Below are 25,700 nucleotides of genomic sequence, written 5' to 3' on the forward strand. Positions count from 1 at the left end.
CGAAGGCCCGCAGGCCTGGTCAGGTGCCGAAGCACGCCGCCGGCACCACGTTGACGGCCGCCGTAGCTTCCAGCACGCGGGCCAGCGTGCCGGTGCCGTCGTCGGTGCCGCAGGCGGCGGGCACAGTTTCGGCGGCGCCAGTGGTGTTGCCGTTCACGAAGCGGTACAGGAAGCGGCCGGGCGCGGGCAGGGCAATCTGCACCTCGTAGATACCGTCGCCGTTATCGTCGGCCAGGGGCAGGGCCGTAGCGTCCCAGTTGGCCCCATAGCCGGCCAGGGCCTGGAAGTTGCCCACCACGTGCACGCCAGTTCGTGCTACCGTCTGCCCGCGCATGTTCACCGCAAACCGCACCTGGGTATTGCACCCGCCAAAGGCCACGACGGGCAGACGCACGGCCGCCGCGCCCACCACCACCGGGCGGTTAACGTTGCCGCCCCCATCGGCCACTCCGCAGGTGGCAGTGGGCAGCTCGGCCCCGCCCCAGGCGTTACCGTTCACGAACTTGTAGAGGTAGGTACCCGCCGGCACGTTGACGGTGGTTTCGTAGATGCCGTCGTTATCGGCGTCAGTAAGCCGGGTGGTAGCAGGGTTCCAATCCGCCGGAAAGCCTGCGGCCGCCTGGAAGTTGCCCGCCACGTGCACACCCGCCGCCGCCACGGTTTGCCCGCGCATATCCACGCGGAAGGTAAGTGGGGTAGCCTGCGCGGCGTGGGTGAGTAGGATAAGAACGAGAAGGTAAAGGTGCTTCATTATAAAATAAAGAGGGAAAAGCTGTTGGATTTGCCTGCTCGTGCAGACGTTGGCCTGGGCAATGCCTATAAAGGTAAGGTGAAAGTTGGGAGGTTGAGTGGACGTTTGTGCTGCGCTTGGCGGAGCGTCCGGCGTGCTGACGTGGCGCCTCACCCCCGGCCCCTACCCTTGCCTGATGTGCGACATGGGAAGAGGGGATGCCTGACAAGTATAGTTACCCTCTAGCGGCATGCTATGCTTGCCTGCGGCGGCCTTCAATGCGGCGAGTTGACGCCGGACGAAGCAGGACAGTCTTTTCCGGCCACTTTTCATATTTCGCCCAGGCCGTTGTCAATACCCTTCGGCTTAGCATCTGCTACACTTAAGCAGTGCCAGAGTGGAGCAAATGGGTTGCGGTGGCAACAAAGGCCATATCGACACGGCCTGAGCTTGCCGCGCGGGACAGGGTAGAAGCAGGAAGAAGCCGATAGTAGGTGCCGGGCAGTTTGGGTAGCCGGCAGGGACAAGGCTAGGCCGGGCTCAGGGAAACAGCCACTGGGCCACCCAGTCAAACACGTCCGACAACAGGCCGTCGAACAATACGTTACCCAGCCAGTGCAGGCCGGCTTTCAAATGGTCAAGTAGCTCAAGCATGGTGTATTGCAGGGTTAAGATGTGGTAAAGCAGGTAGGGATTCAGCGTGGTCGGCTGGCGAAATCGACACATGAAAGAACAAGTAAATATTGCACATTATTACAGGAATATTTCAACTGAGCAAATCATAAACTCAACAACCTGAGACTTCAAGGATTTTAGGCTTGCCACCTGCCGTAGCCGAAGTACCGCCTTGGCCTGTAGGAAAGCAGGGCCTCTGAGCTATATACAACAAACGCTCAGGCAGGCTGCATCAAGACGGGGTTGTAATGATGCCACTCCGTTTCTAAAGCAGCCAGCTGCGCGGGTACCTGGCCAACCAGCCAATCCATGGCACCGGCCGCATCGGTGAAAAACTGAATGTCGTAGTGAATAAAGGGCTGGCCGGTTCGCAACACGCTTTCCACTACCATCTGATTGTACATATTGGTCTGAGGCAGCACCAGGGCCACCCGCTGCAAAACCGGCACCGACACCGTGGGCAGCCAACTCGTGGCTACCCAGAACTGCTCCTCCAGCCCCAGGCTGGGCAGCTTGTTCATGTCGAGCAGCACCAGTTCCACCGCCCCTTGTTCCAGCAGCTGCGCTATGGTGAGCATGCTCCGGCGAAACCCTGCTAAGCCGGGCCGAACGGGGTTCCATTGAAAACGCAGAAAGCCAAGCTCAGGAGAAAGCTGAGCCTGAATAGTGGCTAAATCTAAAATCATGCAATAGGTAGTGGCAGGAACAGCCTACGCAGGCAAGCTGCTTTACGGATTGGGGGCTGTACAATATAAATGCCTTTCTGTTGGAATCAGGATGGGAGCGTATAAGTAAATCAGCATTTTCGTTAAAAACTCGTAGCCTCCAGATCAACTTTCCATATGACTCGATGAATATGTTGACGGTCTTGGAATAGCACAAATAGCAGGAGAGGATATAAAAAATTAAGCTCCTATTGCTTACTTAGTAATAAGTAAGTACGTTTAGGCCGTCATGACAACTACACCTGCTGCCACCGCGGCGCCTGATACGCGCACCCGCATCCTCGACCTGGCCGAGCAACTCCTGCTGGCTCGTGGGTTTAATGCCTTCAGCTACCAGCACATTGCCAAAGAGCTGGGCGTGAAGCCTGCGGCCGTCCACTACCACTACCCCGGCAAGGAAGACCTGGGCGCGGCCATCATTCAGCGGCAGCGGGGGCGGCTGCGCAAGTGGCGGGGGCTGCCTCGCCTGACCGAACTACCCCCCGCCGCCCAGCTCGAAAGCCTGTTTGACGTATACCGCACCCACCTGCGGCAGGAGCAGCGGGTGTGCCTGTTCGGGGCGCTGGCGGCCGAGTTTCGCACCCTGCCGGCTGCCATGCAGCGGGAGCTGCGCCTGTTTAACCAGGAGCTGACCGAGTGGCTGGCCGAGGTGCTGGCCGCGGGCCGGGCGGCCGGTACGCTGGTGTTTCGGGGCGAGCCGCTGGCCAAGGCAGCCCAGGTGCTTACTACCCTGGCCGGGGCCCTGCAAGTGGCCCGTGTGCACGACGAGCGGCAGTTTCACGTCGTGTTTGAGCAGTTGCGCAGCGAGCTGCTGCCGGAATAATTGGCTGCCGGTCCCTGCAAGAAAGCTGGCGCAGCTGCCAGCAGCCATTCTAGCTGCACTCGAAACGACAAGCCGCCCGAAGCCACCAGATCAAGTTGCGTCACCACTTATGTTGCCCGGCCATGCTTAATACCTACTCGCCCGCTCTCACCTACTTCCCGTTGGAAAACCTGGACCAGCCCAGCGTGCCCGCGCCGGCCAAGGTGCAGTACCCGGCCGTGCCGCCGGCCCTCAAGCTGCTGCGTCTGCAGCTGCGCCTACAGGCTTTGGTATCGAGCGAGTGGGCGTTTCGGGCGGCGTGGCGGCTGTTTTGCACGCCGCGCCGGCTGCCCCTGAAGGCCTGGGAAGCCCAGGTGCTGGCCGCGGCCCGGCCGCACTTCACCACCTCGGCCGGCAGCGGCCGGGTAGCCTACTACGAGTGGAACCCTGGCGGCCGGCGCACCGTGCTGCTGGTGCACGGCTGGGAGCACCGGGCCAGCTTCTGGGGTGCCCTGGCCCAGGCCCTGGTAGCGGCCGGCTACCGGGTGGTAGCCCTGGACGGCCCGGCTCACGGGGCTTCGGCTGGCAGCCAGGCTACACTGGTGAGCTTTGCGGCGGCCGTGCAAGTCGTAGCCGATGCGGTGGGGGCCGTGCACGGAGTGGTGGCGCACTCGTTTGGGGCGGCCTGCACGGCCGGCGTGCCGGTGCAGTTCAATCAGGCCACGGGCGGGCACTTGCCGCGCCTGGTGCTGCTGAGCGCGCCCAGCAGCACCCGCAAGGTGGCCGAGCGGTTTGCCGAGCTGCTGCACCTGCCGGCCGGAGTGGTAGAGCACATGGCTCGCTTTATCCAGGCCCAATACGGCCGCTCAGCCGAGAGCTTCAGCCTCGTGGAAACCGGCCGCCGCCTACCTGTGCAGCGCGCCCTGCTACTGCACGACCGGCATGACCCCAACGTGCCCTTCGCCGACGCCGAGGAAATAGCCGCCCACTGGCCCGGCCTCGACTTCCGGCCCACTACCGGCCTGGGCCACAACCGCATCATGCGTGACCCGGCCGTGCTGGCGCAGCTAGTCGAGTTCCTGGCCTGATAGGGCAGTACGAGGCGCGGAGTAGCAAGAAGTTTACACCGTATCGTGTCCGGCGGCGGCCAGCTCGCGCAGAAGCTGGCGCAGGCCGGCGGGGTCCTGCACGGCGTGCAGCACCTGGGTCAGGTACTCGGTTTCGGCGCGGAGGTGGCGCTTGAGCTGGCGGATTTCCTGCTCCCGCTTCTTGCCCGAGGTGCCCATAAAACCGTTGTCGCCGAACTTCAGCTCGTTTAGCTGCTGCTTTAGCTTGGTTTGCTGGCGCTCCAGGGCCAGGGTGTAGCGGGCCAGCACGGTGTCGTCGGTGGGGGAGGCGGGGCCTGATTCGGCGAGGAGCTGGAGCAGGGTGTACAGGTCGTCGGTTTCGTAGGCCTCGGTGATGCGCTGCATCAGGGTTGTTTTCTGCTGCTGGGCAGCTGGGTCGCGGGCCAGGTCGGGGTGGTGGAGGCGGGCTAGCTGGCGGTAGAGAGCTTTGGTGTTGGAGAGCAGCAATTCCTGCTCCTGCCGGGCGGCCTGCTCGGCGACTTCCTGGGCGCGTTGGGCTTTGGTTTTGCGCCGGGCCTGAGCATAAGCCGCGGCCTGCTCCTGGGGCGGGAGCGAAGCCGTAGGCTGGTCCGCCGCTGGCGCCGCGTCGGTGTCGGGAGCAGCTTCTGCTTCCGCGGCCGAGCGGCGGCGCGGGGCGTAGCGGCGCAGAATGTCCGTGGCGTCTTCGCCAAACCGCTCCTGCAAGGCGCGGGCGTTGCCGAGTAGTAGCTCAGTAATCTGCCGTTCCTCCAGGCGGCTGAAGTAGCCGAGCAGCAGAGCTTCTTCCAGGGGCGCAAACAGGGCCCGGCGGGCCTGCACCACGGCCTGGGCCGCCGGGCCCACCTGCTGCCAGTAGCGGCGCCGGGCCTCGGCCTGCTCCTGGCGCAGCTCCCGCAGCCGCTGCCGCAAGCCCTCCACCCGCGCCACCGCCTCCCGAAACGCCCGTTGCGCCGGGGTGCCGGGTGCTTCGGAGCCGGCCGGTTTGGGCAGGGAGTTAGCGGCGGGCAGGTCGGCGAGTGGGTTGTGCAGGTTCATGCGGCAAAGGTAGGTCACCCAAACACCTTGTACGCCACCCGGAACGTGTTGCAGTGGGCATCTACGATGTCAGCAATTCGCTCGGAGTAGCCGCCACCCATGCTCACGGCCACCGGCAAGCGGTGCTGCTGGCAGAGGCGCAGCACGTACTCATCCCGCTGGCGGCAGCCGGCCAGGGTGAGGGCCAGCTTGCCCAGTTTGTCGGTGGCCAGTACATCCACGCCAGCCTGAAAGAACACGAAATCGGGCCGCACATTGTCAAAAAGGCCCGGCAGCGTATCGTGCAGGTGGCGCAGGTACGTGGCATCGTCGGTGCCCAGGGGCAGCTCCACGTCCAGGTCCGACTGCTCTTTGCGCAGCGGGTAGTTGGCGCCGGCGTGCATGCTGAAGGTAAACACCCGCGGCTCGTCGCGGAAGATGCTGGCCGTACCGTCGCCCTGGTGCACGTCCAGGTCCACGACCAGCACCTGCCGGGCCAGGCCGTGATGAAGCAGGTGGGCGGCGGCCACGGCTATGTCGTTGAGCACGCAAAACCCCTCGCCCCGGTCCCGAAAAGCGTGGTGGGTGCCCCCGGCCAGGCTCATCCCAATGCCGTCCTGCAAGGCCACCCGCGCCGACTGCACCGTGCCGGCCACACTGCTCAGGGAGCGGCGCACCAGCTCCGGGCTCTGCGGCAGCCCCAGCCGCCGCACTTCGGCCGCGCTCAGGCGCAAGTCGCGCACCCGCTGCCAGTAGTCCGGGGAGTGCACCCGCAGAATGTCGTCTTCGGCGGCCAGCCCAGGGTCGTAGAAATCCTCGGGTGGCGCCACGCCCTGCCACAGCAGCTGTTCCCGAATCAGCTCGTACTTGGCAATCGGAAACCGGTGGCCCGTTGGCAGGGTGATGCTGTACCGTTCGGAAGTAGCCAGGCGCATGAGGGGAAATGTGGTTGAATATGCAAAATGTGGGAAATGTGAAAATGTGTTATCCTTTACAATACTTATTGCCGTCGTTGCTGTGGTGCCGCGTGTTATAGGGTAGATAATTATGCAAAGCAATTCCTATGAATGAAACGCTTATGAAAAAAATTAAAAAATATTTTATCGAATGTTTGGTGGCTTCAAAAACTCCTTTCATATTTGTCGCACCAAACACAACAACGCCATGCAACGCTACTCACACAGCATTCTGAAACAAGACGATATGAAGCCAGGAGCTTCATACGCGGTTCGGTACAGCTAAAGGTACAGCAGGCTTTCCTCTGACACTTCGCAACCCGAACCCTGAAGGTTCGGGTTGTTTGTTTTTCAACCTCTTATATCCTTCGACCATGCAGTTGCCAGCTGATAACATGCTGCTCCGACCCGCAAACAAACGGCACTTTAGCCGGGAGTGGGATACGTATGGCCGGGATTTTTTGTCGGACGATTCGCGTAGGTAATTCTTCGTGATATATCCGTAAAAAAGCCCGGCCGCCCACTAGCAGCCGGGCTTTTTTACTATCTGTATGTCAAATAAATAAAATTATTCGTCGCGGGATTATTATGTCCTTTTTACAGCTAAAAATTAGCCGGTAAGCAATTAAAAATAATTTCACCTAATCTAATTAACTGATATGCGCTTCAACTTACCCTTCCGTAAAAATCAACCCAACGCCGTAAACCACGAAGGTGCGGCGGCCTACACGCTCACGCCCCAGCTGGAGCTGTACGCGGCGGTGGCTACGGCTGCCCTGTCGGACCAGTTCTACGAAAAAGCCAGCACCCGCCTGGCCCGTCTGCGCGAACTGGTAGCCCAGTGCGAGCCGCTGTTTGTGGCCCAGCTGGCGGTGTACGCCCGGGAGCAGATGTACCTGCGTTCCGTGCCCCTGGTGCTGGCCGTGGAGCTGGCCCGCCTGCACCGCGGCGACAACCTGGTGAGCCGCCTGGTGGCCCGCATCGTGCAGCGCCCCGATGAAATCACGGAGCTGCTGGCCTTCTACGCCCAAGCCAACGGGCGCACCGGCGTGAAAACGCTGAACCGTCTGTCGAAGCAGCTGCAAAAAGGCCTGGCCCTCAGCTTCAACCGGTTCGACGGCTACCAGCTGGCCAAGTACGATCGGGCCGGGGCCGTGCGCTTGCGCGACGCGCTATTTCTGGTGCACCCTGCCGCCAAAAACGCCGAGCAGCAAGCCCTGTTCGACCAGTTGGTGGCCGGCACTTTGCCCACGCCCTACACCTGGGAAACCGAGCTGTCGGCCCTGGGTCAAGTGAGTTACGCCACCCCCGATGAGCGCGCGGCGGCTTTCCGCCAGAAGTGGGAGGAGCTGCTAGCCAGCGGCAAGCTGGGCTACATGGCTTTGCTGCGCAACCTGCGCAACATCCTGGAAGCCGACGTGGCGGCCGAAACCATGGTGGAAGTATGCGCTGCCCTGGCCGACCGGCAAGCCGTAGCGCGCAGCAAGCAGCTACCGTTCCGCTTCCTGGCCGCCTACCGCGAAGTAAAAGCCTTGCAAGGCGGCCACGTGGCGGCGGTGCTCACGGCCCTGGAAGACGCCATAGCCCACAGCGTGGCCAACCTACACGGCTTCGGCCCCGAAACCCGCGTGGTGGTGGCCTGCGACGTGTCGGGCTCCATGCAGCAGCCGGTGTCACAGCGCAGCAAAGTGCTGCTCTACGACGTGGGCCTGGTGCTGGGTATGCTCTTGCAAAGCCGCTGCCAGCACGTCACGGCCGGCATGTTCGGCAACACCTGGAAGGTGCTCAGCCTGCCCCGCGGCCCCGTGCTGCGCAACGTGAACGAGTTCTACCGCCGCGAAGGCGAGGTGGGCTACGCCACCAACGGCCACCTGGTGGTGCGCGACCTGCGCCAGCGCCGGGAGGTGGCCGACAAGGTGATGCTGTTCACCGACTGCCAGCTCTGGAACAGCGCCAGTGACGGCAACACGCTAGTCCAGGAATGGGCCGCCTACCGCCGCGAGGTGGCGCCCCAGGCCCGCCTCTACCTGTTCGACCTGGCCGGCCACGGAACCAGCCCGCTCGACGTGCGCGCCGAGCACGGCGTGGCCCTGATTGCCGGCTGGTCCGACAAAGTGTTCGACGTGCTAGCGGCTCTGGAAAGCGGCGGTTCGGCGCTGACGGAGCTGGAGAAAATCGAGCTGTGAGCTTTGCGCGAGCGGCCAGCAGATGTAGCGCGAAGTTGTACTTCGCGAGGCGCCAAAACGATGTAACTGAAATAGCAAGTTGGTGGCTCAGACGCGAGTCGCGAAGTACAACTTCGCGTTACATCTCAATCAATTTTCAACCGTGCGCCAAGCTCCGGCTTGGCGCTATATCAGCCCCAGGAGCGGCATTAAAGCAAAGCAGCGCCGCTCCTGGGTTGCTGCCGGAACTCTACAAAACTCTCACCTCTCATGTCTCATATCTCACTTCTATAAACTGGGAAGGCGGCTGACCACGTACCGGCAGCCGCCGGCCGGAACGGTGCTAGCCGGGGCTAATCGGGCTCCGGCGGGCCGTTCCAACTGGGGCCGATGGTTTCAAGTTCGGGTGCCGTAGGCGGGCGTTACTTCGTCTGGTGAAAGGCAGAAGCTTCGGCTGCTGTTCAGGGTTCGAATCCCCGGTTGCGGCCCCAAGCCGCAACTGACGCGCCGGCCGCTTGTTGCCCCGTTTGAAAACCAGGGCCCATCCTATTACGCTGCTGGGTGCCGTAGAAGAGCGTTACTTCGGGTTATACGTTCGATTCGTATCAGGACCGCACCGCCACATTCTGGTCCTGTAGCTCAATTGGTAGAGCAGAAGCGCTTTCGCTTGTTGCCCCAGCAGTTCTTTTCAATTGATTTCCGGGCGGGTGCCGTAGTCGAGCCATACTTCGCATTTCGGTTGCCCAGGTCGTGGGTTCGAGTCCCACCGGTGGCCGCAAGGTGGCCGTAGCTCAGCGGTAGAGCAGGAAAAAGGGGCTGGCGCTTGTTGCCCCGTTCGGAAAACAATACCAATCTTACTTACCCGGTGCCGTAGCGCAGCCTTACTTCGTTTGGGACGATGGGGTCGTGGGTTCGAGTCCCACCTGCCGCGAGGCAGTAGCTCAGTTGGTTAGAGCACATACGTAGGCTGCGCGCTTGTTGCCCGGCGTAGGTAAGCACATAACCGGAAGGTGTCGTAGGGCAGGCATACTTCGTCCATGAAAGGGCCTGTCCGCCCCATTACCCTTCCTTTCGCGCGGCTGGGTGCCGTAGGGTCGCGCTACTTCGACCTGTCCCGTCCGATGAGGGCCTGGCCCTCACGCCCGCGGCCCGCTCGTTGCCCCAGCTTCCGCGAAAAATCAACTATCAACTACAAAAAACGCCTTGTCATGGCACAACAACTACGCGGCAACGACCTGCGGAAGCTAGGCTTCCCCGAAGGCCGGGCTATTGGGCTTGCGCTGGCCCAGTTGCAGCGCAAACACCTGAAGCGGCTCTCCCTCACCGACCAGCTGCTGCTGTTGCAGCAGGTGTTGGCCGAGCCCCACGACTTTGCCACCCACCTCGACTGGAGCCACGTGGCTGCGGCCCTGCTGCCCCCACCCAGCCGCCATATCGAGCTGGTGGCCCGCAAGCCCTACGCTCTCTTCGGCCCCGAGCACATCGAGGCCGGCGCCCTGCACCAAATGGACACGGCCATGAAGCTGCCCGTAACGGTGGCCGGGGCTCTCATGCCCGACGCCCACCACGGCTACGGCTTGCCCATCGGGGGCGTGCTGGCCACCGATAATGCCGTGATTCCCTACGCCGTAGGCGTAGACATTGGCTGCCGCATGGCCTTGTCGGTGTTTGCCTTGCCGCCCCAGCACCTTACTCAGCGGGTGCCCGAGCTGCAAAAGCTGCTGCTGGAGCACACCTGCTTCGGGAACCGCACGGGCTTCCAGCACGGCCAAAAGCTGGGCCACGAAGTGCTGGAGCGGGCCGAGTTTCAGGATGTGCCCTTCCTGCGCAACAAGCAGGCTACCGCCGCCGAGCAGATTGGCACGTCAGGCTCCGGCAACCACTTTGTGGAGTGGGGCATCGTGGACATCACCGAGCCTGCCAACGAGCTGGGCGTACCGGTGGGGCAGTACGTGGGCCTGCTCTCGCACTCCGGCTCCCGCGGGCTGGGTGCTAGCGTGGCCAACCACTACACCCGCCTGGCTATGGAGAACTGCCAACTGCCCGCCGAAGCCAAACACCTGGCCTGGCTGGGGCTTGACGGGGAGCTAGGCCAGGAATACTGGGCCGCCATGAACCTGGCCGGCGACTACGCCTCGGCCTGCCACGAGCACATCCACCGGCGCCTGGCCAAAGCCCTGGGCGAGAAGCCCCTGGTCAAAGTCGAAAACCACCACAACTTCGCTTGGAAGGAAACCCTGGCCGACGGCCGCGAGGTTATCGTGCACCGCAAGGGCGCCACGCCGGCGGGCAAGGGTGTGCTGGGCATCATTCCGGGCTCGATGACGGCCCCCGGCTTCATTGTGCGGGGCCGGGGCGCGGCGGAGTCGCTTAGCTCGGCCTCCCACGGGGCGGGCCGGCTGTTGTCGCGCACCCGCGCCAAGCAGGAGCTGAGCGAAACCCAGCTGCGCCAGCACCTACAGGCGCACGGCGTGGTGCTGCACGGCGGCGGCCTCGACGAAGCCCCCATGGCCTACAAAGACATCCGGGCCGTGATGCAGAGTCAGCAGGAACTGGTAGACGTGCTCGGCTCCTTCACCCCGAAAATCGTGCGCATGGACGGAGCATGATGCTGGCGAGAATGTAACGCGAAGTTCTACTTCGCGAGGCGTTAGAACGTTGTCGTTGAGGTAGTAACCACACGGCGCGGACGCCTCGCGAAGTGGAACTTCGCGTTACATCTTTATAGACCATTCTGCCATTCGGGCGCGTGCAACGCGCCCCTACAGAGCCCGGCACTCGGCATGGCGGGGGCAGGTGAGCCAGTGGTCGTTGACGAGGCCGGCAGTTTGCAGGATGTTGTAGCAGGTGGCGGGGCCGGTCATGGAAAAGCCGCGGCGCTTGAGTTCTTTGCTAAGCGCCTCGCTGGCGGGCGTGGAGAGCGGCACGGGGTTGGCGGCGCTGCGGCGGCTGTCAACTGGCTGGCCGCCGACAAACTGGTAGAAAAACGGGAGCAGGCCCTCTTCACCGCCCACTTCCTGGCGCAGGCGCCGCCAGGCGCGGGCGTTTTGCACGGTGGCCTCCAGCTTGCGCCGGTTGCGCAGGATGCGCGGGTCCAGCAGCAGGGTTTCAATATCGTCTTCCGTGAAGCGGGCCAGCCGGTCGGCGTCGAAACTGGCTAGTACCTCCCGGAAGGCCTCGCGCCGGCGCAGCACCACCGGAAAGTCGAACCCAATCTGAAACGTGTGCAGCACCAGGTATTCAAACAGAATACCCGCTTCCGCCACCGGCTCGCCCCACTCATGGTCGTGGAAGTCGCGCAGCAAGGGGGTAGCGGTGGTTTGGATGAGGAGGCAAAGGTCCATGGCAGGGGAGAAGCGAACGGGGTGCGAAGGAAACGTACGTAGCCGGAACATCCCGCAGCTACGCTTCAGCCTGCAAGGTCCTTCATTCACCCAGACCGCTTTCAGAAACGAAACCAGCATGGTACGGCCGGCGGGGCCAAGCAGCCAGCCAGCGAGTTTCGGCCGGCCTCGCAACCCGCGGCTACCAAAACCCGCTACAACCAAGCACCACCTACTTTCTCTCCCATGGCTCAGCACAAGCTGCGCGGCAACGACCTGCGCAAAATAGGATACCCCGAGGGGCGCGTCATCGGCCTGGCCCTGGACGTGCTAGAGGACCGCCAGCTCAAAAAGCTTGACAAAGGCAGCGCCCTGGCTTTGCTCCAGAAAATCAAGGAAGACCCCTACGCCTACCTGCGCGACTCGCTGTGGCGCGAGGTGGCCAAGGAGTTCGTGCCCGACCCCAAGCGCGACGTCGGCCTCAACCCCAACATCAAGGACTACCGCCGCTACGGCGACGACTTCATCGAGGACGGGGCCCGGCGGCAGATGGACACGGCCATGAAGCTGCCCGTGACGCTGGACGGCGCCCTCATGCCCGATGCCCACCAGGGCTACGGCCTGCCCATCGGGGGCGTGCTGGCCACCGATAACGCCATCATCCCCTACGGCGTGGGCATGGACATCGGCTGCCGCATGGCCCTGTCGGTGTTCGACGTGCCCCCGCGCTACCTGGAGCAGCGCCGCGACGAACTGAAGAAGCTGCTGCACAACCACACCCGCTTCGGCAACAAGGAAGTGTTCAAGAACCCTGCCGACGACCCCATCCTGCACCGGCCCGAGTTCAAGGAAATTCCGGTGGTGCGTGGCAAGCGCGAAGCTGCCATCAACCAGCTCGGCTCCTCAGGTTCCGGCAACCACTTCGTGGAGTGGGGCATCGTGGACATCACCGCCGAAGACAACGAACTGAACCTGCCCGTGGGCCAGTACCTGGGACTATTGTCGCACAGCGGCTCCCGCGGATTGGGGGCCGCCATTGCCCAGCACTACACCAAGGTAGCCATGCAAAAATGCCCGCTGCCGCCCGAAGCCCGCTACCTGGCCTGGCTCGACCTCGACACCCAGGAAGGCCAGGAGTACTGGCGGGCTATGAACCTGGCCGGCGACTACGCCTCAGCCTGCCACCACGACATCCACCGCCGCCTGAGCCAGGCCCTGGGTGAAAAGCCGCTGGCCAAAGTCGAGAATCACCACAACTTTGCCTGGAAGGAAACCCTGGCCGATGGGCGCGAGGCCATTGTGCACCGCAAAGGCGCCACGCCGGCGGGCAAGGGCGTGCTGGGCGTGATACCGGGCTCGATGACAGCGCCGGGCTTTATCGTGCGGGGCCGCGGCGAGCAGGACTCCATCCAATCGGCCTCGCACGGGGCGGGACGGCGCCTGTCGCGCACCCAGGCCAAGCAGCAGGTCAGTGAAGGCGAATTGCGCCGCCTGCTGCGCGACCAGGGCGTAGAGCTAATCGGCGGCGGCCTCGATGAGGCGCCCATGGCCTACAAAGACATCCACCAGGTAATGGCTCACCAGCGCGACCTGGTGGACGTGCTCGGTTCGTTTGCGCCCCGCATTGTGCGCATGGATGCAGGGGGCGGCGGCAAAAGCAAATACGGCGGCGAGTAATTGGCTGGCTTCTCGGTCAGAAGAAAAGCTAGCGGTAAAAATGCAAAACGCCCTGACTGAAACGTCAGGGCGTTTTTTACTGGTGAAGAGAACCGTAAAAACCAAAAGTAAAGCTGGCTGGTAACAGCTAGGGCCGGTGCCGTCGGTGCCGCCAGAGCGACGATGAAAGCGGGCAGCGCCGTTGCAGGGCCGCACTACCAGTAGCCATGTCGGGCAGCATATCAGCCAGTAGCAGCAGGGCCACGGCAGTAGCTGCCAGGTGCGAAGTGGAAACGCCGGTGGGATTCATGAGCAGCAGAATAACGCATACGTGAAAGGGGACAAGACCTTGCCACCGGTGTGAGGCACAAGGCAATAAAGATAAAAGAGCAAGGAGCCCACTGCTCCCGTGCCGGTTGCAGCGGCACAAGAGAACCTACGAAGCCACAGAGCGCCTCGGATTTGGCGGCGGGGGTATAAAAATACTTGGCTACTCCAAGCTCAGCAAAAACTTTGGATACTTTTCAACAGTTCCGGCCAGCACAGTAATTAATAAAAATCTAAAGCTCAGGTTGATACTGCACGGATATTTTTTACGCAAAGGGTGGTAACGTGCTGACGAGGAAAGCACAACCAGACGAGTTCTGCGCCCGCCGACCCGATGCTGCGTCGATAGATACGGGGCCTGATGCGCCACCGGCCCGGCCGGCTGGCCGCATAACACCACCAGCCACCAGCTACTGGGCCCGCTCCGACATGCGGCGCACCAGCGCCGTGACCAGTTTGCGGGGCGTAAACCGCACCGACTGGGCCATAAGCCAGTTCATGGTGCCGTGCACGGCCACGGTTTGCCCGCGCAGCAGGGCCTGGTAGCCGTACTCGGCCACCTCCGCCGAGCTGGGCAGCTTCTTGCCTTTCACCAGCTTGGAATCGTTGAGAGAAGCCGCGTCCTGAAAGCCCGACGTGGTAGGGCCGGGGCACAGGGCCGTAACCGTAACGCCCGTGCCTTGCAGCTCGTTGGCAATGGCTTCGGAAAAGCTGAGCACGTAGGCCTTCGTGGCATAGTACACCGCCATGAGCGGACCGGGCTGAAAGGCAGCCGTGCTGGCCAGTTGCATAATCCGGCCCGACCGCCGCGCCAGCATGCCTGGCAGAAACAGCTTGGTGAGGTGAGTCAGGGCCCGGATGTTGAGGTCGAGCATCTGGTTTTCCTTGTCCCAGGCGTTTTCCGCAAACAACCCAAACTCCCCAAAACCTGCATTATTCACCAGAAAGTCAACCGTTAGCCCGCGGGCCTGCACAGCCTCAAACACCGCCTGCGGGGCCTCGGTTCGGCTCAGGTCGGCGGGCAGCACCACGGCTTCGGTGCGGTACTGCTGTTCCAGGTCCGTTTTGAGCTTTTCGAGGGCCGCGGCGCTGCGGGCCACCAGTACCACCCGATGTCCCTCGCGGGCGAAGATGCGGGCCAATTCCAGGCCAATGCCACTGCTGGCTCCCGTAATCAAGGCAGTTTTCATGTTGTTAGTGATGAAGTAATGAGGTAACAAGTAACGGGTGATAGGTGACAGGTAACAAGTAACAGGTGATAGGAAGAGCGTCATGCTGAGCGCAGCCGAAGCATGTCTCCCGCCTCGTTGAACAAGCGTCAGAAGTTAGCCAGCGGGAGAGATGCTTCGACTTTGCCTCCGGCTTCGCTCAGCATGACCGTTCACCTGTCACCTGTCACTTGTCACCTCTTTCGTAAATTATTTGCGCAGGCCGTTGAGGAGGAGGGTGATGGTGAAGCTCATTTTCTCCTGCACGGGGGCGTAGTCGACTTCGGAGGCCAGGTGGGTGCGGGCCTGCTGCATGGCTTCGTGCTTCACGGCGTCGGCGACGGTGAGCAGGGCGTCGGCGGTACGGGCGGCATTCAGCTTCAGAAACTCCCGCTCCTGCACGCCTTCCTGGAGCAGCTCGCCCAGAAACTCCAGCTCCCGCTCTCGCACGGCCCGGTACACGTCGTCGAACAGCGGCTCCAGGCGGTGCAGGTTTTCCAGAGTGAGCTGGTGCAGGTTGAGCACCTGCCGGTAGTAGTCGAGGCGGCCGGTGAGGTAGGCCAGAATTTTGGCCGTAGCCCGCTCCAATGGCGCCACCTGCTGCTGTAGCGCCGTGAGGTAGCGCTCCGCCTCGCGCAGCACCACCTGGATGAACAGGTCTTCCTTGTTGCGGTAGTAATAGTAGAGCGAAGCTTTATTCAGCCGGGCCGCCGCGCCAATGTCGTGCAAAGTGGTTTTCTCGTAGCCGTAGCGGCTAAAGCACTGGCTGGCAGCCGCCAGAATGGCCTCACGCTTTTCGTCCCGCTTGGTAGCTGTTTCCATAGCGCAAATGTACCTGATTTTTTATTATTCAAATAAAAATATAAAACGTTTGAAAATTTGAAAGAAGGACTGCTCATAAAAAAGCCCGCTAGCAGAGTAGCAGGCTTTCTAGGCAAAAGAGAAAAGATAAGCGGCTTACACCGCAGCGGTTAGGATGATGAATGCGTAGCCACTACCCGCACCTCGTCGCCCACGCGAATTGTGCCGCCCTGCACGATGCGGGCAGTGAGGCCGCCGTGGCCACGCATGGCATTGTACCCGCCGGGGCCTAGTTCTTCTTCCATACGGGAGCAGGGGTGACACTCGCCGGTAATTTCTAGAACTACCTCCGTCCCAATGCTGATATGACGGTTTTTGAGAGCCAGCAGGTTTAGGCCGCTAACCACCAGGTTACGCCGCAAGCGGCCGGGCTCCATCGGGGCGTCGAGGCCCAGGAAGCCGGCCACCGCCGCCAGGTGCTCGTGTTGAATCAGGGTAACCTGGCGCTTGCCACAGGGCTTCACCCGGGCGTGGTCGCCGCGGAGGTGGCGGTCGGTTTCGGCTTGCACTTCGGGCAAGGATAGCAGGGGCTCCCGGCGCACGGGCCGAACACCAATCCACTCCACGCGGCCGGTTTGGGGAAGGGTGCCGAGCAGGCGGGCCACGGTGGATTTATCGTCGCCAAAAAATGGAAAAGGCACAGTAAAGCAGGGAAGTTACGTGAGCAAAAAAGTAACGCCACCCCGTTCACTCACGTTCCGGGGCCGGCGCAGTGGGCAACGAGCTCTGGGCTTGCAGTTCGGGATGGGTGATTTGCGCGCCCAGGTTGGCCGCCCGCGCCATCAGGCCGAAGCTGGCCACGGCCCCGGCCAGGGCCAAGCCGCTGTATAACGCCGTGCGCGGGTGCTGGCGCGCCTGCTGAAGCAGGGCCAGCAACGCCAAAGCGGCCGTGGCTTCCAGCACCCAAAACGCCACTTCCGCAGCTTCCTCGTGCTCGTGAATCACGGCGTGGGACACGCCGGGCTGCTCCTCCACTAGTTCCTCAGCGCCTTCGCCCGTAAGCTGGGTCGGAATGGCGAGCAGCCCGGCCACGAGCAGGGTAACGAGGCCCACGCGCAGCACCGAAGTGTTGCGGCGCAGCAGCCCAAAGGCCAGTACAACTAGGCCGAACAGGCTGCCCAAGACGGGAACGTGGTTGAGAAGCAGATGTACATGAGCTTGATTCACGCGACAGAAGAAGTTTAGTAACAGAAATACTACCAGGGCCAAGAAGCGAAAAGTGTACCGAGCAAGCTTGGAGCGTACGTTTTGGCTTACGCCGAAAACTGCTGGAAGCTGTTCACCAGCGCAAGCTAAGGCGGTTTATCAAATGCTGTACGTTTTAGTTTGCCCCGTCCGCAGCCTCAGGTTACAGCCCCGGCACCTAGTTCGTAAAACTGCTCCGGCGTGCACGCTACACTCAAATCAGTCAGGCGGCCCTCGAGCTGGAAATAAACGGCTTTCTACAACGGTAAATACAACGCTGGAGCTAACCCGTCCGGCTGCTGTGCGTACTGTGGCTAGGCAGAATAGGGTTTTCTGTTTACTGCCTGCTGCCTGGTTCGGCCGGCGCAAACTCCATCTGTTACTTCACCTTCCTTTCCGATAGTCATGGCTACTAAAACCAGCGAAAAAAAACCGGCCGCAGCCGGCAAAGCATCCTCTGCTAAATCCTCGGCCAGCCGGCCCCGCAAGCCGTCTTCCAACGGGGCAGAGGCGCAATCCAACGGCAACGGCCACGCCACCAACGGCCACGCACCCGTGAGCGTGCAGCCCATTCTCAACCAACAGTATAATGCCCCGGCGCCCCTGCAAAAGTATGGTACGGTGTCGCAGCGCCTGCCCATCGGGCTCGATGAGAGCGTGCGCCGCGAAAGCGTGGAAATGCTCAACCAGCTGCTAGCCGACACCATCACCCTGCGCGACCTGTACAAAAAGCACCACTGGCAGGTGGTGGGCCCCACCTTCTACCAGCTGCACCTGCTCTACGACAAGCACTACGAGGAGCAAAGCACCCTCGTCGACAGCATTGCCGAGCGTATTCAGATTCTGGGTGGCGTGGCCGTAGCCATGGCCCACGACGTAGCCGACCTGACCAGCATTCCGCGCCCGCCCCGCGACCGGGAAGAAACGCCCATTCAGGTGTCGCGCTTGCTGGAGGCGCACCAAATCTTGCTGAAAGAAGCCCACGAGTTTGCCAAGCGCGCTGCCGAGGCCGAAGACGACGGTACCAATGACCTGATTGTAAGTGAGCTGATGCGCCTGAACGAGATGCAGGTGTGGTTTGTGTCGGAGCACGTGGTGGACACGCCGCTGGCTCGCTCGTAAACGCTCCTGCACTGCTGTTTTGCCGCCGGGCCCTTGTCTCTGCCAGGAGCAAGGGCCCGGTTGGGGAGGTAGAGCACAGGAAGGCGCGGCGGCCAAGAAAAATTTCCCGTTGACGCTGAGGAAGAACAGCCGGGGCTGACTCCGTGGCCGCACCGTTTTCCCGAAAAAAGCCCGGCCAGGCTTGCACCCTTGCCCCCAACCTTCTACTTTTGTCCTCGATTCGCCTCCTCAGCGAGTCCGGAAGCCTCGGCTTTCGCCCGGTTACAGAGTGATTGCCGTTATCTGCGCACGTGGTGAAACTGGTAGACACGCCATCTTGAGGGGGTGGTGCCTTCGGGTGTGGGAGTTCGAATCTCCCCGCGCGCACTCTTCCTGAAACCCGCTTCAGCTTGCTGGAGCGGGTTTCTCTTTATCACAGATTATGCAGATTACTAGGATTTCACAGATTGAAAAAGAAGAACTATTGGAATCTGTGAAATCCCAGCCATCTGCACAATCTGTGATTCTGACTTAGCGCTCAAAGGGATTGGCGGGCGTTACCAGCACTACTTTTTCCCGCTCCACGATTACTTGCCCGGCTACAGCGCCTTTAGGCTTGCGCACAAATTTTTTGGGCGTGACGGTGACGGGGCACAGCGAGTCGTTTTTGCGGCGCGAGTACCAGGCGGCTAGCTGGGCGGCGCGTTCCAGCACCGGCTCGGGCACGGGCCGGCCGGGCTGTTGGCGGATAACTACGTGGGAGCCCGTCACGTCTTTGGCGTGCAGCCACAGGTCGTCTTTGTGGGCGTAGCGCTGGGTAAGCAGGTCGTTGTTCTGGGCGTTGCGGCCTACCAGGATGGTAAAGCCGCTGTCCTCGAATACCTTGAAGGGCAGTTCCTGAGCGGCTTTGGTAGTTGCGGCAGCATCGAGGCCGTGCTGCTTGCGCCACTGGCGCAGGGCGCGCAGGTCGCCGGGGGGCAGGGTGGCCAGTTCTTCTAGGCGTTCCAGGCACCACAGGGCTTCGGCGTCGCGGCGCTCGGCGCGGGCGGTCAGCTCCCGGGTTTCGAGCTGCTGGTTTTTGGCTTTGCGGTAGAGGTTCTGGGCCGTGCGCTGGGGCGTTTCGGTGGGTTTGAGCTTGATGAGGCGCGGCTGGTTGTTCTGGTAGAAATCCACGACTTCCACCTGCGCGGCGCCGGCCGGAATCTGGCTGAGGTGGGCCATGATGAGGTCGGCGGTTTGGCGGTGGCCGGCGGTGTGCTCCAGCTGGTGCAGGCGGCGCCGGGCGTGCTGGGCGCTGGTGGCGGCTTCGTCGGCGCGCTTTTCCAGCTGCTGCTGCACCTGCCGGCGCTCGGCCTCGTAGCTGCGCCGCCCCAGCAGCAGCGGCACGAAGCGGCGCAGCGCCCCGATGGGGTCGGTGGCAGGCAGGGTTTCTTCCACCTCACCCACCGGAAGCAGGCTCAGACGAGTACGACCCTCGTGCCGGACGATGTAAAAAGCCATTGGGTTTTCCAGCTCCTGCACCACGCCGCGCACCAGCTCCCACTTCCGTTCCAGGGGCGCCGGGTCGTAGCCCTGAGTGCGCAGATAGCCAAGAGTCAGGTCCCCGAGGCTGGGGTAGACTTTCAGCGGGTTGGCTTCACGTGGGGCCTCACCCCCTAGCCCCCTCTCCGGGGGAGAGGGGGAACTAATCTCTAATTTACTAGAAGCAGAATCTAGTTCTAGAGCTACTTCCCCCTCTCCCCCGGAGAGGGGGCTAGGGGGTGAGGCCCCACGTGAAGCCAACTCCGCATCGGCGGTGTAGCGCTGGTGAAACAGCTGGGCCGGCGCATCGGGGGTAGGGCGGAATATGGCGTTGGGACGGGTGCTGTAGAGCTTGAGCACTAGTGTGGCGCCGCTCTGGAAAGTGAATTGCAGCACCCGGTCCTGGGGCCAGGCCGTTACGTCGGCTACCTGCTGGCCAGGCAACTCGGGCAATAAGTCCACGGAGTTTTGCCGTGCCCGGTGAAACGTCTCCGGCAGGCTCACCAGCGGGCCGGCCGCGGCCAGCAGCACCCGCAACCAAAATTCCTCCTTCCCATTGGTAAGGCCCAGCACCAGCTCATCCTTCTCCTGCGAAAAGCACGCTACCACCGCGTAGCTAGCCAGTTGACGGGTAAGGGCGGGGGCAAGCTGGCGCAGGAAGTAGTAGTTGGTGTGCATCTTTTAGATATGAGACTGTGAGAGGTGAGATATGAGACTATGTGCTGTTGGCCCAATGGTGTTAGAACAACGTGTCACCTCCCATATCTCACTTCTCAGGTCTCACGGTCTCAGGTCTAATTTATTTCCACCCGCAGCCCGTCATACGCCAGCCGGATAAAGCTGGGCAAATCGGCCTCGATGTCGCGGTGGCGGCCGAGCTGGTGGCTGATGTGGGTGAGGTAGGCCTGGCGGGGAGCCAGGTCTTCCAGAATGGCGACGGCCTCGCGCAGGGTAAAGTGAGAAATGTGCTTCTCGTGGCGCAGGGCGTTGAGCACGATAATGTCGGAGCCGCGCATCCGCTCCAGGGCCTCGGGCGAGAGGTGGTTGGCGTCCGTCACGTAGGTGAAGCCGCCCACGCGGAAGCCCAGCACCGGCAGCTTGTAGTGCAGGGCCCGGATGGGCAGAAACTCCACGCCGGCCACGTCGAAGGCGGCCGTGTCGCTCAGGATGGGGTGAAGCTGCACCTGCGGGATGCCGGGGTACTTGTGCTCCGAGAAGATGTAGGCGTACTCGCGCCGCAGCTGGTCGAGCACGCGGGGCTCGGCGTGCACGGGCATGTCCTGCTGCTGCCGGAAGTTGTAGGCCCGGATGTCGTCGAGGCCGGCGGTGTGGTCTTTGTGCTCGTGCGTAAACACCAGCGCGTCGAGGTGGTGCACTTGCTCCCGCAGCACCTGCTGCCGAAAATCGGGACCCGAGTCGATGATGATGCTCCGGTTCTGCACGTGCAGGTGCACCGACACGCGCAGGCGCTTGTCGCGGTAGTCCACGGAGCGGCACACGGCGCAGCCACACCCAATCACGGGCACACCCTGCGACGTACCCGTGCCGAGGAAGGTGATTTGCATGTGTTAGAAGTGAGACTATGAGAGGTGAGAAGTGAGACTACGTTCCAACGGTTTAGTATAAGAAAGAACAGTGTCTCACTTCTCACCTCTCATAGTCTCACTTCTACGCTATCCGACATACTGCTTCACCACGCGCACGAGGGCGTCGAAGTCAAGGGGTTTGGGGAGGTAGTCCGTGACGCCGGCTTCGCGGAACTGCTCCATGGAGTAGTTGTTGGCATTGCCGGTAATGGCAATGACGGGAATCTTGGCGATGCGCGGGTCCTGGTGGGCCCTGATTTCGCGGGTGCACTCCATGCCGTCCTTCACCGGAATATTGATGTCCATCAGCACGCAGTCAACGGGCTGGCTTTCAATCTGCTTGATGACTTCGCCGCCGTTTTTGGCCGACACGATACGGTACTTCTGCAGCTCAAGAATTTTTTTAGTCAGGTTCAGAATAACGGAGCTGTCCTCCGCAATCAGAATCGTCTTGGAATCAGACATGAGGTAAGGAGTTGTGGCGTGATGAGAGGGGAAGGGTTGTGTTGCCTAGCTGCAATAGGGACAAAAGAAAGAAAAAATGCGCTGCTGAAGCAAACACCTACGATGCTTGCACAACCGTGGGATAAGCCGCCTTAAAGTGGGCAAAGTGGCCGAGTAAGTGTTGAAAGTCTTGTTCCGCCGTTTCGGTACGGCCTTGTTTGAGGTCGTGTTCCAGGGCTTTGGCAGTTTCGGCCAGGTTCTGAATACCCAACGTAAAGCCCGTACCCTTTAACTGGTGCAAATGTGGTAAAATCTGCGCGTATTGACCTTCGGCCACCAGCGTTGCCGCTTCGGCCAGCACTTGCCCGGCTTCCTGCTCAAAGTCGGTGTAGAGCTGGGCCGCAAAGTCGCTGCCGCCCAGCTGCCGCAGCTGCTCCAGCACGTCGGTATCAATGCAGGCGGCCTCCGGAGCCGTGGGCGCGGCTTCGGCGGGCGGCGCCTCAGGCGCGGCCGTAGCCGGCGTTTCGGCGGCTGGCGCGGGGGCCGGCATTACTTCCGTAGGCAGCGTGGCGGCTGGTGCTGCGGCAACGGGTGGGGCCGGGTCTTCGGGGCGGGGTATGGCCCAGCGGCGCAGAATCGAGTACAGGTCCTGGCTTTTCACGGGCTTCGACACGTAGTCGTCCATGCCCTGCTGCACAAACCGCTCGGCGTCCTCTTTCATGGAGTAGGCCGTCATGGCTACCACCGGCGGGCAGGCGGCGCCCAGGCGTTGCCGGATTTCCTGCATGGCCGTCACGCCATCCATCTCCGGCATCTGGATGTCCATGAAAATCAAGTCGTAGCGGGCCTGCGGGGCCGTGGCCCGGCTGATGGCCTCGAAGCCGTCGGAGGCCACGTCGATTTCGCAGCCCAGCTTGTCGAGCAGGCGGGTAGCTACTTTCTGGTTGATGGGGTTGTCGTCGACGAGCAGCACCCGCGGGGCCGACTCGAACCGTTCCACTTCCGGGGTCCGCTCCCGGGCCGTGAGACGCTCCTGGATAATCTCTTCCTCGTTGTGGGCAGTGCGGCAGCGGATGGTAAACCAGAACGTCGAGCCGTCGCCTTCGTTCGACAGCACCCCAATCTGCCCGCCCAGCAGCTCGGCCAGCTGCTTGCTGATGGCCAGGCCCAGGCCCGTGCCCCCAAAGGCCTTGGTGGGCGTAGTGTCGAGCTGGGTGAAGTTGGTAAACAGCAGCTTCTCGTTATCGGCCGAGATGCCGATACCGGAGTCCTGCACGGCAAAGCGCAGGGTGTGTTCCTCCCCATCGGTCACCGTCGACGACACAATGATGCTCACCGTGCCCTGCGAGGTAAACTTAATGGCGTTGGAAGTCAGGTTGCTCAGAATCTGGAGCAGGCGCGTTTCGTCGGTGATGATGAAGCGCGGGGTGTGGGGCGTGATGTGGTAAGTGAAGCGCAGGTTTTTCTGGCTGGCCCGGTTGGCAAACAGGGAGTGAATTTTGTCCAGGGTGTAGTGCAGGTCCATGCCCTCCTCGTTGAGCTGGAGCTTGCCGGCCTGGATTTTCGACAGGTCCAGGATGTCGTTGAGAATGGCCAGCAGCGCATCCGACGACTTGCGCAGCGTGTCCACATACTCCTCCTGCTCCTCGGAGGCCACCGTCTGGTGCAGCAAGTCAATCATGCCGATGATGCCGTTCATGGGCGTGCGCAGCTCGTGGCTCATGTTGGCCAAGAACAGCGTTTTGGCTTCCAGAGCCTGTTCGGCGGCCTCTTTGGCCTGGCGCAAGTCGTCCTGAATCTGCTTCAGCTCCGTAATGTCGCGAGCAATGCCCTCGGTGCCCGACAGCTGCCCCGACACGGCGCGGGCGTTGATGAGCACGCTCACGGCGTGGCCGTCTTTGTGGCGCATGGCCATCTCGAAGTTGCGCAGCGCCCCCTGCTGGCGCACCTCCTGCAAGAGCACCGACCGGTCGGCGGGGTCGGCGTAGAAATCAACCATGGGCCGGCCCAGCACATCGTCGGAAGTATAGCCCAGCACATCCTGCACCGAGGGGCTTACAATGGTCAGCAGCCCCTGGTCGTCGGTGCGGTAGTAGATGTCCTGGAACGACTCGAAGATGGCGCGGAACTTCTCTTCCTGGGCCTCCAGCTCCAGCTGGGAGCGTTTCTGGTCGGTGATGTCGTGGGCAATGCCCGAAATCTCCTCGAACGAGCCGTCGTCGAGGTAGATGGGGTTGAGGTAGATTTCGCGCCAGGTGTCCTGGCCGCGGGCGTCGCGCAGGCGCACCTCAAAGCGCTGCGGATGCCCCTGAAACGCCAGGCGGTAGTTTTCCACGAAGGCTTCACGGGCGTCTTCCTCCATCAGGGCCAGGTCGGCCTGCCAGAGGTTCACGTTCAGGGCCGGGTACACGCCGTTGCGCCGCAGGAAGTAGGCCGCGTAGTTGCGGTTGAACGACGACAGGCGCGAGTGCGTGTCCACGCTCCACATCAGGTGGGAGCCGCTCTCGAAGATGGCGTTCAGGCGGGCATTCTGCTTCTGAATCTGCACCTCATTGCGCTTGCGCTCAATGGCCAGGGCCACCTGGTTGGAGATAAAGTGCAGAATCTCGATGTCGGCGGCGGCGTAGGCGTCGGCCTTCTGGTAGTCCTGCACGGCAATCACCCCGATAATCCGCTCGCCGATGCTCAGCGGGGAGCACAGCATCACCTCCGGCATGAGCCCGTAGGCCGTGATGGTGCCGTTCTGAATCAGCTCCTGCAACTCCTGCCGCAGCAGGTACTGGGGCCGCCCCGTCCGGATGATGTACTCCGACACGCCCGAGGAAAAGGGCCGCGCCATCATGCTCTGGTCGCCCTGGGAGTTCTGGTCGACGAAGTAGGCAAACTGGAGCTGGGTGCGGGCCTCGTCGCAGAGGGCGATGTAGAAGTTATTGGTTTCGATGATTTTGCTCAGCTCCCGGTGGATGGCCCCGTACAGGGAGTGCAGGTCTTTGGAGCTGATGGCCAGGTTGGCAATGCTGTAGTAGACCTTCTGCAGGCGCTCAGCCTTGATGCGGTCGGTGATGTCGTGCAGAATGGCGCGGGTGCTCACCGGCTCGTTGTCCTGCCAGGAGCAAGAGATGCTCCCAATCAGGTGCACCGGCTTGCCCGACTTGGTCAGGAACACGGTTTCCAGCTTATTCACCTTCTCGCCCTTGTAGAGGTTGCGCAGCTGGTAGAGCAGCTTGGCCTTGTAGTAGGGGTGCACCACGTCGGAGAGGGTGATGTGGGGCAGGTCGTCGTCGTCGTAGCCCAGCTTTTCCTTCCAGGCCTTGTTCACGAACAAGAAGTGGTTGTCGATGCTCAGGTTCTGAATCAGGTCGTGGGCGTTGTCGAGGAAGTCCTGGAGGCGGTTGCGGTTGTCGGTGAGGGCGCGCACGGCCACCTGCTTGTCGGTGATGTCGCGCCCCACGAACAGGATGCCCACGATGTCGCCGGCGGCGTCGCGCTCAAACTCGGAGTGCCAGAAAAACGCGCGCGACTGGCCCGAGCTGGTCAGCAGCGACCGTTCAAAAAAGTCCTGCAACTGCTCCTGCTCCATGGCCCGCTGGAAGGCGTAGCGCCGGGGCTCCTGCTCGGGCAGGGGCGCAAACAAGCCAAAGTACTCCTGCCCGTAGAGCGTGTGGGCCGGCCGGCCGGTCAGCTCGCAGAAGTAGTCGTTGACGTCCTGGATCTTGCCTTCCCGGTCCAGGAGCAGGTAGCACATGCCGGCCCGGCTCAGCACGTCGCGAAACTGCCGGCGCGAAAAGTCGGCCAGGTTGGCCGGGGAGGGCGCCTGGCTGGCCACGGCCACGTCTACGGTGGGCACAAACTGGTTGATGTCGCGCAGGCTCAGCAATACCAGCGGCACGTCCTCACTGCCCAGGCGGTGCAGGGTCGCCCACGCTTCGAGTCCGAGGCCATCGGGGCGGTGCCCGCTCCAGCGGAACGAGGCCGGCTGCCCGCTCTGCACGCACAGTAGCAGCTGCTCGCGCAGGTGCAGGTCGGTGCTGAGCTGGTGGGGGGCGGCAGGCTCGGGGTGGATGGCGAAGGCCATGGGCCCGGTGCCCAGCAGCATGGGGCGGGTGGTGCCCAGGTACTGCACGGCCCGGTGGTTGCAGTCGAGCAGGGTGCCGGTGGCGTCGTAGAGCAGCAGGGCGTCGTACGACTGCTCAAACAAGGAGCGATACACGTCGGCCGGGAGGCTGGAGCCATGTACTGGCGCTGGGGCCGAAATAGGGGAAGAACTACTCATGGAAACCAAGTACGGAAGCCGCGCAAGACGGGTGCGGCCCCG

Annotated in this window: 21 protein-coding genes and 1 tRNA gene; 7 read left to right on the plus strand and 15 right to left on the minus strand. The window is 62.2% G+C overall.

Features of this window, described 5'->3' with window-relative positions; all coding sequences use genetic code 11:
- Window positions 1–19 precede the first annotated feature (19 nt).
- From OIS53_RS02420 to OIS53_RS02430, 3 genes are all read right to left on the minus strand, one after another.
- Entirely contained in the window at window positions 20–751 is a 732-nt protein-coding gene (locus tag OIS53_RS02420; RefSeq protein ID WP_264680797.1) for a pullulanase X25 domain-containing protein, read from the minus strand.
- Between the two features lie 519 nt (window positions 752–1,270).
- Window positions 1,271–1,456, minus strand: a complete 186-nt coding sequence (locus tag OIS53_RS02425; protein WP_264680798.1) for a hypothetical protein — start codon at window positions 1,454–1,456, stop codon at window positions 1,271–1,273.
- Between the two features lie 167 nt (window positions 1,457–1,623).
- Entirely contained in the window at window positions 1,624–1,983 is a 360-nt protein-coding gene (locus OIS53_RS02430) for a hypothetical protein (protein ID WP_264680799.1), read from the minus strand.
- Between the two features lie 376 nt (window positions 1,984–2,359).
- Here OIS53_RS02430 and OIS53_RS02435 point away from each other — a divergent pair, with 376 nt between their 5' ends.
- On the plus strand, window positions 2,360–2,953 hold the full coding sequence (locus tag OIS53_RS02435; protein ID WP_264680800.1) for a TetR/AcrR family transcriptional regulator: 594 nt from the start codon (window positions 2,360–2,362) through the stop codon (window positions 2,951–2,953).
- 122 nt (window positions 2,954–3,075) lie between these two features.
- Window positions 3,076–4,020: an alpha/beta hydrolase gene (locus OIS53_RS02440; RefSeq protein WP_264680801.1), complete on the plus strand. Its 945-nt coding sequence runs from the start codon at window positions 3,076–3,078 to the stop codon at window positions 4,018–4,020.
- A gap of 33 nt (window positions 4,021–4,053) precedes the next feature.
- Here OIS53_RS02440 and OIS53_RS02445 read toward each other — a convergent pair whose 3' ends face one another.
- Window positions 4,054–5,073: a J domain-containing protein gene (locus OIS53_RS02445; RefSeq protein WP_264680802.1), complete on the minus strand. Its 1,020-nt coding sequence runs from the start codon at window positions 5,071–5,073 to the stop codon at window positions 4,054–4,056.
- A gap of 14 nt (window positions 5,074–5,087) precedes the next feature.
- A complete protein-coding gene (locus OIS53_RS02450; RefSeq protein ID WP_264680803.1) occupies window positions 5,088–5,987 on the minus strand; it encodes a histone deacetylase family protein in 900 nt (299 codons plus the stop codon).
- Window positions 5,988–6,667: 680 nt separating this feature from the next.
- Here OIS53_RS02450 and OIS53_RS02455 point away from each other — a divergent pair.
- On the plus strand, window positions 6,668–8,194 hold the full coding sequence (locus OIS53_RS02455) for a TROVE domain-containing protein (RefSeq protein WP_264680804.1): 1,527 nt from the start codon (window positions 6,668–6,670) through the stop codon (window positions 8,192–8,194).
- Between the two features lie 1,187 nt (window positions 8,195–9,381).
- Window positions 9,382–10,782 (plus strand): RtcB family protein, encoded by a 1,401-nt coding sequence (locus OIS53_RS02460; RefSeq protein WP_264680805.1) that lies wholly within the window; start codon window positions 9,382–9,384, stop codon window positions 10,780–10,782.
- A 153-nt stretch (window positions 10,783–10,935) separates the two neighbouring features.
- On the opposite strand, the gene OIS53_RS02465 is transcribed toward OIS53_RS02460, so the two are convergent.
- Complete coding sequence (locus tag OIS53_RS02465) at window positions 10,936–11,517, minus strand: DNA-3-methyladenine glycosylase I (RefSeq protein ID WP_264680806.1); 582 nt, start codon at window positions 11,515–11,517, stop codon at window positions 10,936–10,938.
- A gap of 225 nt (window positions 11,518–11,742) precedes the next feature.
- On the opposite strand from OIS53_RS02465, the gene OIS53_RS02470 reads away from it, so the two are divergent.
- Entirely contained in the window at window positions 11,743–13,173 is a 1,431-nt protein-coding gene (locus OIS53_RS02470; RefSeq protein WP_319805474.1) for an RtcB family protein, read from the plus strand.
- 127 nt (window positions 13,174–13,300) lie between these two features.
- Here the strand turns inward: OIS53_RS02470 and OIS53_RS02475 are convergent, their stop codons facing one another.
- From OIS53_RS02475 to OIS53_RS02495, 5 genes are all read right to left on the minus strand, one after another.
- Window positions 13,301–13,462, minus strand: a complete 162-nt coding sequence (locus tag OIS53_RS02475) for a hypothetical protein (RefSeq protein ID WP_264680807.1) — start codon at window positions 13,460–13,462, stop codon at window positions 13,301–13,303.
- Window positions 13,463–13,889: 427 nt separating this feature from the next.
- Window positions 13,890–14,669 carry an SDR family NAD(P)-dependent oxidoreductase gene (locus OIS53_RS02480; protein ID WP_264680808.1) on the minus strand — a complete coding sequence of 260 codons (780 nt, stop codon included), beginning with the start codon at window positions 14,667–14,669 and terminating at the stop codon, window positions 13,890–13,892.
- A 228-nt stretch (window positions 14,670–14,897) separates the two neighbouring features.
- Window positions 14,898–15,509 (minus strand): TetR/AcrR family transcriptional regulator, encoded by a 612-nt coding sequence (locus tag OIS53_RS02485; RefSeq protein WP_264680809.1) that lies wholly within the window; start codon window positions 15,507–15,509, stop codon window positions 14,898–14,900.
- A gap of 149 nt (window positions 15,510–15,658) precedes the next feature.
- Window positions 15,659–16,189 (minus strand): MOSC domain-containing protein, encoded by a 531-nt coding sequence (locus OIS53_RS02490; RefSeq protein ID WP_264680810.1) that lies wholly within the window; start codon window positions 16,187–16,189, stop codon window positions 15,659–15,661.
- Window positions 16,190–16,235: 46 nt separating this feature from the next.
- Window positions 16,236–16,715 (minus strand): hypothetical protein, encoded by a 480-nt coding sequence (locus tag OIS53_RS02495; protein ID WP_264680811.1) that lies wholly within the window; start codon window positions 16,713–16,715, stop codon window positions 16,236–16,238.
- Window positions 16,716–17,138: 423 nt separating this feature from the next.
- Between OIS53_RS02495 and OIS53_RS02500 the strand changes: the two genes are divergently transcribed.
- Together OIS53_RS02500 and OIS53_RS02505 are read left to right on the plus strand one after the other, a co-directional pair.
- On the plus strand, window positions 17,139–17,855 hold the full coding sequence (locus OIS53_RS02500; protein ID WP_264680812.1) for a Dps family protein: 717 nt from the start codon (window positions 17,139–17,141) through the stop codon (window positions 17,853–17,855).
- A gap of 284 nt (window positions 17,856–18,139) precedes the next feature.
- Window positions 18,140–18,221, plus strand: a tRNA-Leu gene (locus tag OIS53_RS02505).
- Window positions 18,222–18,365: 144 nt separating this feature from the next.
- Here the strand turns inward: OIS53_RS02505 and OIS53_RS02510 are convergent.
- From OIS53_RS02510 to OIS53_RS02525, 4 genes are all read right to left on the minus strand, one after another.
- Window positions 18,366–20,033 (minus strand): NFACT RNA binding domain-containing protein, encoded by a 1,668-nt coding sequence (locus OIS53_RS02510; protein ID WP_264680813.1) that lies wholly within the window; start codon window positions 20,031–20,033, stop codon window positions 18,366–18,368.
- Between the two features lie 116 nt (window positions 20,034–20,149).
- Window positions 20,150–20,920 (minus strand): MBL fold metallo-hydrolase, encoded by a 771-nt coding sequence (locus tag OIS53_RS02515; RefSeq protein WP_264680814.1) that lies wholly within the window; start codon window positions 20,918–20,920, stop codon window positions 20,150–20,152.
- A 108-nt stretch (window positions 20,921–21,028) separates the two neighbouring features.
- Complete coding sequence (locus OIS53_RS02520; RefSeq protein ID WP_264680815.1) at window positions 21,029–21,406, minus strand: response regulator; 378 nt, start codon at window positions 21,404–21,406, stop codon at window positions 21,029–21,031.
- 97 nt (window positions 21,407–21,503) lie between these two features.
- The gene (locus OIS53_RS02525; protein WP_264680816.1) at window positions 21,504–25,658 is read right to left on the minus strand and encodes a PAS domain S-box protein; all 4,155 of its coding nucleotides are present in this window, start codon (window positions 25,656–25,658) and stop codon (window positions 21,504–21,506) included.
- Window positions 25,659–25,700 lie beyond the last annotated feature (42 nt).

This window comes from Hymenobacter sp. YIM 151500-1 (assembly GCF_025979885.1).
Classification (GTDB): domain Bacteria; phylum Bacteroidota; class Bacteroidia; order Cytophagales; family Hymenobacteraceae; genus Hymenobacter.

What these genes read in the sequence shown, in the direction of transcription:
- OIS53_RS02525 (WP_264680816.1), bottom strand. Translation starts at nt 25,658, where the DNA reads ATGAGTAGTTCTTCCCCTATTTCGGCCCCAGCGCCAGTACATGGCTCC.
- OIS53_RS02435 (WP_264680800.1), top strand. Translation starts at nt 2,360, where the DNA reads ATGACAACTACACCTGCTGCCACCGCGGCGCCTGATACGCGCACCCGC.
- OIS53_RS02420 (WP_264680797.1), bottom strand. Translation starts at nt 751, where the DNA reads ATGAAGCACCTTTACCTTCTCGTTCTTATCCTACTCACCCACGCCGCG.
- OIS53_RS02480 (WP_264680808.1), bottom strand. Translation starts at nt 14,669, where the DNA reads ATGAAAACTGCCTTGATTACGGGAGCCAGCAGTGGCATTGGCCTGGAA.
- OIS53_RS02455 (WP_264680804.1), top strand. Translation starts at nt 6,668, where the DNA reads ATGCGCTTCAACTTACCCTTCCGTAAAAATCAACCCAACGCCGTAAAC.
- OIS53_RS02445 (WP_264680802.1), bottom strand. Translation starts at nt 5,073, where the DNA reads ATGAACCTGCACAACCCACTCGCCGACCTGCCCGCCGCTAACTCCCTG.
- OIS53_RS02485 (WP_264680809.1), bottom strand. Translation starts at nt 15,509, where the DNA reads ATGGAAACAGCTACCAAGCGGGACGAAAAGCGTGAGGCCATTCTGGCG.
- OIS53_RS02460 (WP_264680805.1), top strand. Translation starts at nt 9,382, where the DNA reads ATGGCACAACAACTACGCGGCAACGACCTGCGGAAGCTAGGCTTCCCC.
- OIS53_RS02510 (WP_264680813.1), bottom strand. Translation starts at nt 20,033, where the DNA reads ATGCACACCAACTACTACTTCCTGCGCCAGCTTGCCCCCGCCCTTACC.
- OIS53_RS02430 (WP_264680799.1), bottom strand. Translation starts at nt 1,983, where the DNA reads ATGCTCACCATAGCGCAGCTGCTGGAACAAGGGGCGGTGGAACTGGTG.
- OIS53_RS02475 (WP_264680807.1), bottom strand. Translation starts at nt 13,462, where the DNA reads ATGAATCCCACCGGCGTTTCCACTTCGCACCTGGCAGCTACTGCCGTG.
- OIS53_RS02500 (WP_264680812.1), top strand. Translation starts at nt 17,139, where the DNA reads ATGGCTACTAAAACCAGCGAAAAAAAACCGGCCGCAGCCGGCAAAGCA.
- OIS53_RS02440 (WP_264680801.1), top strand. Translation starts at nt 3,076, where the DNA reads ATGCTTAATACCTACTCGCCCGCTCTCACCTACTTCCCGTTGGAAAAC.
- OIS53_RS02450 (WP_264680803.1), bottom strand. Translation starts at nt 5,987, where the DNA reads ATGCGCCTGGCTACTTCCGAACGGTACAGCATCACCCTGCCAACGGGC.
- OIS53_RS02465 (WP_264680806.1), bottom strand. Translation starts at nt 11,517, where the DNA reads ATGGACCTTTGCCTCCTCATCCAAACCACCGCTACCCCCTTGCTGCGC.
- OIS53_RS02520 (WP_264680815.1), bottom strand. Translation starts at nt 21,406, where the DNA reads ATGTCTGATTCCAAGACGATTCTGATTGCGGAGGACAGCTCCGTTATT.
- OIS53_RS02515 (WP_264680814.1), bottom strand. Translation starts at nt 20,920, where the DNA reads ATGCAAATCACCTTCCTCGGCACGGGTACGTCGCAGGGTGTGCCCGTG.
- OIS53_RS02470 (WP_319805474.1), top strand. Translation starts at nt 11,743, where the DNA reads ATGGCTCAGCACAAGCTGCGCGGCAACGACCTGCGCAAAATAGGATAC.
- OIS53_RS02425 (WP_264680798.1), bottom strand. Translation starts at nt 1,456, where the DNA reads ATGTGTCGATTTCGCCAGCCGACCACGCTGAATCCCTACCTGCTTTAC.